The following is a 7,435-nucleotide window of genomic DNA, read 5'->3' as shown; positions in this document are numbered from 1 at the left end:
ATTTTTTAAATATTTCTTTAAATTTTTTATTTACTTTAAAAACAGGAACATCTTGCGCAGGCACAGTTAAAACTTTTTCACTTTTAGGAACTTTACATTTTCTTTCCTTACGGTGTTTTAATTGAACAGTTCCTAATCCTGGAAGAATTATTTTTTCATTTTTATGTAACCCTTCTTCAATTGTTTCGTTTAAAGATAGTAAAAATTTTTCTACTTCTTTTTTAGTAACGCCTAATTTGTCGGTCATTACATTTAATAAATCTGATTTGGTCAATGGTAATCTCCTTTATATTATATTTTGTCTTTTATATTCGCAAATCTACTTGTATTTTAACAAAAAAATCTTTTATCAACTACAAAAAATAACATGGATTCATTTGTTTTAAAAATTGAAAATCTTATTTATGTTTATAATAATTTATTTTTTTCAACAACAACATGAATCTAACTTGATTCTAACACATAATTGCTCTTTATTAACACAAAATCATTTATTTTTGTTTTATTTTGTCTCTAATATCTTAGATAAAATATTTTTTAGGGGTTTTTTTTCAAAAACAACTTGATAAGCGCTTTGGATGATAGGCAAAGAAATGTTTTTCTCTATAGATAAGTCATAAAAAACTTTTAAATTGTTAGCTCCTTCAATAGTTTGAAAAGAATTAGCATAAATATCGTTTAAATCTATTCCTAAACGAATTTTTTTACCCGCTTGATAATTACGTGAATTTTCATTAAAAGCTGTCACAATAAAATCGCCTAAACTAGAAAGCTCTAAAACAATGTCGGTTTTCATGTCTAAAACTTCTAACACTTTTTTCATTTCTATAATGCCTAAACTGATAAAAGCCGCTTTAGCGTTAGTTTGAAAATCCTCATTATCTAAAATACCACTTACCAAAGATAAAGCATTTTTAAAAGCACTACATAATTCGGATCCCATAACATCATCAGAAGCATTAATTTTCAAATAATAAGAGTTAGAAAACATTTCCACTATTTCTTCGCTAAAAACTTTATCATCAGAAGAAGACAATAAAAAAGTTATTCGCCTTAAAATGACTTCTTCCGCATGTGAAGGGCCTAATAAAGAAGCATAATTTTTCAACTTATCAGGATCTATTTCCTCTTTAGTAATTTGAAAAATCATTTTATTACTATTAGTTTCAATCCCTTTAGAAGTGTTAATAAAACTTTTGGGTTTTTTCAAAAGAGGATTAATTTGTTGTAAAAAAGTTCTCATTTTTTGAGCAGGGATGCATAAAACAATGATATCTGCAAAATTCAACGCTTTTTCTAAATCAGTAGTAGCAACAATATTTTCCAAAGATAAATCAAAAATAGGATGTTGTTGATTGTTAATTTTATTAATATATGTTTCGTTATTATCATATATTAAGACTTGATGTTGGTTGTCGGTCAGAACTTGCCCTAAAGTAGAACCCCAAGCGCCGCCGCCCATAATAGTGATTTTTTTCATAACAAATCCATTTCTTTCTTTTTAAAAATCATTTTAATCGGTAATCCTCTTAATTCTAAGTGTAATCTCAATTGGTTGTTTAAATATCTTTTATAAGAAAAATGAATATAATCAGGATTATTAACTAAACAAACGAATTCCGGCGGTTTGGTCGACGTTTGTTTCAAAAAATAAAATTTAGCCTTTCCGCCTTTAAATAAAGCAGGAGGATTCATTTGAGTCGCTTCATGCAAAATATCGTTCAAAAGGGAAGTACTAAAAGATTGATGATAATTATAAAATATTTTTTCTAAAACAGGAAAAAAGGTATGAATTCTTTTTTTATTAAAAGCTGACGCATACACGATAGGAACATGATCCAAAAATTTAAATTCATTTTTGATTTTTTGATCAAATTTTTTCATATCTTTATCATTATTTGCCACTAAATCCCATTTATTAACTACAATTATACAAGGTTTAGCATAGTTAAAAATCATAGCCGCAATATTACGGTCTTGATCAGAAATTTCTTGACTAGCGTCCAGAACAAAACAAACAATATCACTTCTTTCCAGAGCGCTTAAAGCTCTTAAAGAACTGTATTTTTCTTGTTTTTCATAAATTTTGCCTCTTTTTATTAAACCGGCAGTATCTACAATATGATACGTTTTACCGTTTTTTTGAAAAACAGTATCCACAGCGTCTGTAGTGGTTCCAGGAACGTCAGAAACAATCATTCTTTCTTGTGCTAATAAAGCGTTAGTTAAGGTTGATTTCCCTACATTAGGTCGTCCTATCAAAGAAAACCTTAATTCTTCGCCATTAATTTTGACATCTGTTTTGCGAGGGTGATGAGCGATTACTTTATCTAATAATTCACCAATACCAATACCATGATGAGTGCTAATTCCCACTACTTCATTAAAACCTAAAGAATAAAAATCATAAACATTTTCGATAAAATTCATATTATCGATTTTATTGACTGCTATGATAATAGGAATATTTTTTTTATAAAGCAATTTAGCGATATCTAAATCTTCTTGAATCAATCTAGTATGACCGTCGGTCACAAAAATAATTAAATGGGCCTCATTAATAGCCAATTCTGCTTGATGTTTAATTTGTTCTTTAATAGAGACATTTTCAATTTCAATTCCTCCAGTATCAATCAAAGAAAAACTTTGGTTTAACCAGGTAGCTTTAGAATAAATACGATCTTTGGTCGTCCCTGCTTTTTCATAAACAATTGATATTCTTTCATTTAAAATACGATTGAATAAACTCGATTTGCCTACATTAGGGCGCCCTATAATAGCTACTTTAAAATTCATAATTTTTCCATTATTTTATCTTCTATAAATTGCACCACTTCATCAATAGACATATCAGTTGTATCTAATAATAAAGCATCTTCAGCTTTTTTTAGAGGAGCTAATTCTCTTTCTATATCTTGTTTATCTCTCGCTTCGATACTTTCCACAATACTTTCTAAAGAAATATTTTTTTGTTTTTTATCGAACAATTCTTTTTGTTTTCTAAGAGCTCTCATTTGTGCAGAAGCTGTTAAAAAAATTTTTAAATTAGCTTTGGGCATCACAACAGTTCCAATGTCTCTTCCGTCCATAATAATAAAAGGATGTTGTTGAATTAATTTTTGTTGTAAATTAAAAATTTTCTTTCTTACTACAGCTAAAGAAGAAATAAAAGAAATTGCTTTTTCTATTTCTTTATCTTTTAAACAAGCGGTTAAATCTTCATTATTCAAATAAAAGATATTGTCAGCTAATTTAATATGAGTTTCTTCTAACCTTTTAGCTAAGTTTTTTTGGTCGTCTGGAGTTTTATAAGGTACTTTATTCTTTAAAACATAATAAGTCAAAATACGGAATAAAATACCTGTATTTAAATAAAACCATCCAAATTTATCCGATAATAATTGACTGATAGTACTTTTACCTGAACCAGCTGGCCCATCAATAGCTAATTTAAAACTTAACATATTATAACATTCTCCGCGTTTTTGATTCTCTTTCTTTGAGTTGATGAATTGTGGAAATATTCGCCCCAATATGATATTGAGATATCTTTCTTTTTTTATTTCCACATTTATTCTAACATTATTTACTCGTGTCTCGAGAGACGTATTGTCCTGTTTCTGTATTCACAATAATTGTTTCATCTTGAGCGATAAAAATAGGCACTTTAACCGTTAAACCTGTTTCTAAAACAGCATCTTTATAAGTGGTATTTTTTTTAGTATCACCAACCACTCCAGGATCCGTTTGCACTACTTTTAAAGATATTTTGTCTGGCAAAGAAACGCCTAAAATTTCTTTCTCATCGTAAAAAACCACTTCCACTACCATTTCTTCAACTAAATATTTAACTGCACCTTTTAGGATTTTTTGCGGTATTTCCATTTGTTCATAAGTCGTTTCATCAATAAAAACGTATTTTTCATAAGAAATATAAGAAAATTTTAATTTTCTTTTGTCAATTAAAGCTGTTTCTACTTTGATACCAGAATTAAAATTATGTTCGATAATTCCGCCTGTTCTCAAGTTTTTGAGTTTACTTCGTACAAAAGCCGCTCCTTTGCCTGGTTTAACATGTAAAAACTCAATAACTTGGTAAATATGATTATTGAATTTAATGGTTTGACCTGTTTTAAAATCGTTTGTACTAATCATCATTTTAGTTGGATTCCTTTTTTAAAAATTTTTCAATTATATTAATGGCTTGGTTTTCTAAATCATCTGATAAAGCATCTATTGCAAATAAAGGTTTGATTTGGTTTTTAAACCATGTTTTTTGTCTTTTAGCGTATTTAAAAGTTTTAGAAATAATTAAACGTTTAACTTCTTCTAAAGTGATTCTATCTTCTAAAAACAATTTTATTTCCCGATATCCGATAATATTGAAATTAGCTCGAGGATAATCTTTAATTAAAATTTTGACTTCTTCAATAAAACCTTTTTCTAACATCTGTTCTAACCTTAAAATGATTCTTTGTTTTAAAATCTTGCGATCGATATCTAAATAAATCACTAAAAAATCAAAAAGAGGCGTGTTTTTGCCTTGTTTCTCAGATCTTAATTTGCTTTGGTTTAAATGTTGATAAGCACTGATAATGCGGTGAGGATTATTCTCATCTAAAACCAAATGAGGATCTTTTTCTTTCACTGCTTGAAGTAGTTGCTTAATATCGTTCTTTTCGTCTAAATAATTTTTAGGCAAAGCTTTTCCTTCAAATTCATAATCAAAAAGAGCGGCTTTAATATATAAACCACTTCCTCCCACTAAAAAAGGAACATCAATTTGAGGAATAATTTTTCTGACATCTTTTTGAAAGTCATAAATATTATAATAATCTTTAGGTGAAATAACGTTTAACAAATGATGTTTAATGTTATTTTGTTCTTCTAAAGTGACTTTAGCTGAACCAATATCAAATTTTTGATAAATTTGCACTGAATCAGCGTTAATTATTTCGCCTTGAAAATGTTGAGCTAATTTGATTGAAAGAGCGGTCTTTCCTGATGTGGTCGGACCTGCAATAACTATAATTTTTTTCACATTCTTTTCCGATTTCTTTTGGAATGAGGTTTAAATAGACAGTAATTTTTTTATTCGCTATATTTAATTTTAGTAATTTTTCTCTCTTTGCCAAAGGTCAATAAAACTCCATTTAATTGTCTTTTCCCTTCAGCGTTTTTTTGTTTCATTTTGTTTTTAGTATTTAAAAAATTATTAATAATAATGTTTTTATCTTGACCGATGACGCCATCTAAAGGACCTGTCATGCCTACATCAGATATATAAAGCGTTTTTTTAGGCAAAATACGATCATCATTCGTTTGGACGTGAGTATGAGTTCCCACTATAGCATCGATTCTTCCATCAAAATAATGAGCTAAAGCGATTTTTTCACTAGTAGCTTGAGCATGAAAATCCAATAAAGAATAATCATATTGGTCACGATATTCGTGTAAAATTTTATCTACTTCTGTAAAAGGGGAAGATAAAGAGTCGTTATTCATAAAAACTCTTCCTAAAGCGTTTATTATCAATACCTTTTTATTTTGATATTTAACGATTTTATGACCACTTCCCGCTTTCTTGCTTTCATCATTAACCGGACGAATAACGTTAGAATGATCAATAAAATTTTCTAAAGAATTGTGCTTCCAAGTATGATTTCCCATAGTCATTAAATTAACTCCAGAAAGAGTTAAATTTTGGTAATTTTCATAATTTAAACCTTGTCCATCGGCTACATTTTCGGCATTAACAATGACCATTTCTGCATTATATTTTTTTTTTAAGAGATTGATTTTTTCCATTAAATAATCAACACCTGATTTTCCACAAATGTCTCCGACAAAAAGAATGTTCATCATTTGCTCCTTTGTTTTATTTTTCCTCATTTGTTGAATGTTGAATTAATAAAATTAACCAAATAATAATTTAAAATAACTTTGTTAACTGTTAACGTCAAAAACTTCGGTCACTCTAAATTCTCTGATAACTGTTATTTTAATACTTCCATTGTAATTGATGTTTTTTTTAATTTGCTGTTTAATTTGTTCGGCTATCAAAAAAGTTGCTAAATCATCAATATCTTCTGGCTTAACAATTACTCTTATTTCTCTACCTGATCTAATAGCGTAAGATTTCTCAACTCCTTTAATGTTATCGGCTATTTCTTCTAATTGAGTTATCCTTTGGATATAATTTTCGATTGATTCTCTACGTGCTCCAGGGCGAGAAGAACTAATTGCATCAGCAATAGCCACTAAAGCAGCTATAACAGTTTTTGGTTCTTCGTCTTCATGATGAGATGCTATAGCATCTATTACTTCTTCAGGCTCTTGAAATTTAGTCGCTAAATCCACACCAATTTTAACATGACTGCCTTCTATTTCGTAATCTAGGGCTTTTCCTATATCATGCAAAAGACCGGCTCTTCTGGCAATATTTTGGTTTTCGCCTATTTCAGCGGCTAATTTGCCAGCTATAAAAGCTACTTCCACAGAATGTCTTAAAACATTTTGCCCATAACTAGTTCTAAAATTTAATTTACCCAACAATTGGACTAAATCATTATGAATAAAACCTATTTTAGTTTCTAAAACAGCTTCTTCGCCTATTTCTTGTATAAAATTATCTACTTCCAAATTCATTTTATTAAAAGTTTTTTCAATACTCGCTGGAGTGATTCTACCATCTACGATTAAACTTTCTAAAGTTCTTCTCGCTATTTCTCTTCTAATAGAATCAAAAGAACTTAAAATAACTGTGTTAGGAACATCATCTATAATTAGATCAACTCCTGTGATAATTTCAAAAGATTTAATGTTTCTACCTTCTTTACCGATAATACGACCTTTTAAATCATTATTTTCAAAATAAATGATATCTACATTATGTTCCGAAGAAATATCTCGAGATAAAGTTTGCATTGTGAAAACTAATAAATTAGTGGCTTGTTTTTTAACTTTAAACTTCAACTCTTCTTCTTTTTCTTTAATTAAAAACATCATATCTTGCGCAACTAATGTTCTTGCCTCTTCCATTAAAATTTCTTGAGCTTTAACTTGAGTTAAAGAAGCTATTTCTTCTAATTTTGATTGTTGTTGGTTAATAATTTGTTGGATCTTGCTTTGAAGGCGTTCCATTTCTTTTTTTTGCTTATTGATATTGTGTTCTTTAAAAAATAATAATTCTTCTTTCTCATTTAAATATTTAGTTCGAGAAGCCAACAAGTCTTCTTTATAAATTATTTTTTCCTCTAAATTAACGATTATTTTTCTTCTTTGATTTAAATCATATTCTGTTTCTTTTTTTAATAAATAAATTTCTTTTTTAGCTTCTGATAAGACATCTTGCGCTAATATTTGAGAATTTATTATTTTATCTTTGATTTTTTTATTGGTGTTTTGAAGCATTTTTTGAATTTTAAACCGATAA

At 28.4% G+C, this 7,435-nt stretch carries 8 protein-coding genes; all 8 read right to left on the bottom strand.

Features of this window, described 5'->3' with window-relative positions; all coding sequences use genetic code 11:
• The coding region (locus tag RI68_RS02420; protein ID WP_017192407.1) for an HU family DNA-binding protein at nucleotides 1-274 on the bottom strand (274 nt) is incomplete at its 3' end.
• Between the two features lie 228 nt (nucleotides 275-502).
• Entirely contained in the window at nucleotides 503-1,480 is a 978-nt protein-coding gene (locus RI68_RS02415; protein WP_017193650.1) for an NAD(P)H-dependent glycerol-3-phosphate dehydrogenase, read from the bottom strand.
• Nucleotides 1,477-2,796: a ribosome biogenesis GTPase Der gene (gene der, locus RI68_RS02410; protein WP_017193649.1), complete on the bottom strand. Its 1,320-nt coding sequence runs from the start codon at nucleotides 2,794-2,796 to the stop codon at nucleotides 1,477-1,479. Before der ends, RI68_RS02415 begins: the two co-directional genes overlap by 4 nt.
• Nucleotides 2,793-3,464, bottom strand: coding sequence for a (d)CMP kinase (gene cmk, locus RI68_RS02405; RefSeq protein ID WP_017193648.1), 672 nt, complete (start codon nucleotides 3,462-3,464; stop codon nucleotides 2,793-2,795). Before cmk ends, der begins: the two co-directional genes overlap by 4 nt.
• A gap of 118 nt (nucleotides 3,465-3,582) precedes the next feature.
• Nucleotides 3,583-4,155, bottom strand: coding sequence for an elongation factor P (efp, locus tag RI68_RS02400; RefSeq protein WP_026071954.1), 573 nt, complete (start codon nucleotides 4,153-4,155; stop codon nucleotides 3,583-3,585).
• A 4-nt stretch (nucleotides 4,156-4,159) separates the two neighbouring features.
• Nucleotides 4,160-5,041, bottom strand: coding sequence for a tRNA (adenosine(37)-N6)-dimethylallyltransferase MiaA (gene miaA / locus RI68_RS02395; protein WP_017192402.1), 882 nt, complete (start codon nucleotides 5,039-5,041; stop codon nucleotides 4,160-4,162).
• Nucleotides 5,042-5,091: 50 nt separating this feature from the next.
• Nucleotides 5,092-5,862: a TIGR00282 family metallophosphoesterase gene (locus RI68_RS02390; RefSeq protein ID WP_017193646.1), complete on the bottom strand. Its 771-nt coding sequence runs from the start codon at nucleotides 5,860-5,862 to the stop codon at nucleotides 5,092-5,094.
• 84 nt (nucleotides 5,863-5,946) lie between these two features.
• Nucleotides 5,947-7,435 (bottom strand): ribonuclease Y (gene rny / locus RI68_RS02385; protein ID WP_017193645.1); only part of this gene is annotated, 1,489 nt, incomplete at its 5' end.

Origin of the sequence: Vaccinium witches'-broom phytoplasma str. VAC, assembly GCF_000309405.1 — a bacterium.
Classification (GTDB): Bacteria; Bacillota_I; Bacilli_A; order Acholeplasmatales; family Acholeplasmataceae; genus Phytoplasma.
Note: the sequence above shows the minus strand (reverse complement) of the source record. Positions and strands in the feature narration are given on the sequence as shown.

What these genes read in the sequence shown, in the direction of transcription:
- RI68_RS02415 (WP_017193650.1), bottom strand. Translation starts at nt 1,480, where the DNA reads ATGAAAAAAATCACTATTATGGGCGGCGGCGCTTGGGGTTCTACTTTA.
- der (WP_017193649.1), bottom strand. Translation starts at nt 2,796, where the DNA reads ATGAATTTTAAAGTAGCTATTATAGGGCGCCCTAATGTAGGCAAATCG.
- cmk (WP_017193648.1), bottom strand. Translation starts at nt 3,464, where the DNA reads ATGTTAAGTTTTAAATTAGCTATTGATGGGCCAGCTGGTTCAGGTAAA.
- efp (WP_026071954.1), bottom strand. Translation starts at nt 4,155, where the DNA reads ATGATTAGTACAAACGATTTTAAAACAGGTCAAACCATTAAATTCAAT.
- RI68_RS02390 (WP_017193646.1), bottom strand. Translation starts at nt 5,862, where the DNA reads ATGAACATTCTTTTTGTCGGAGACATTTGTGGAAAATCAGGTGTTGAT.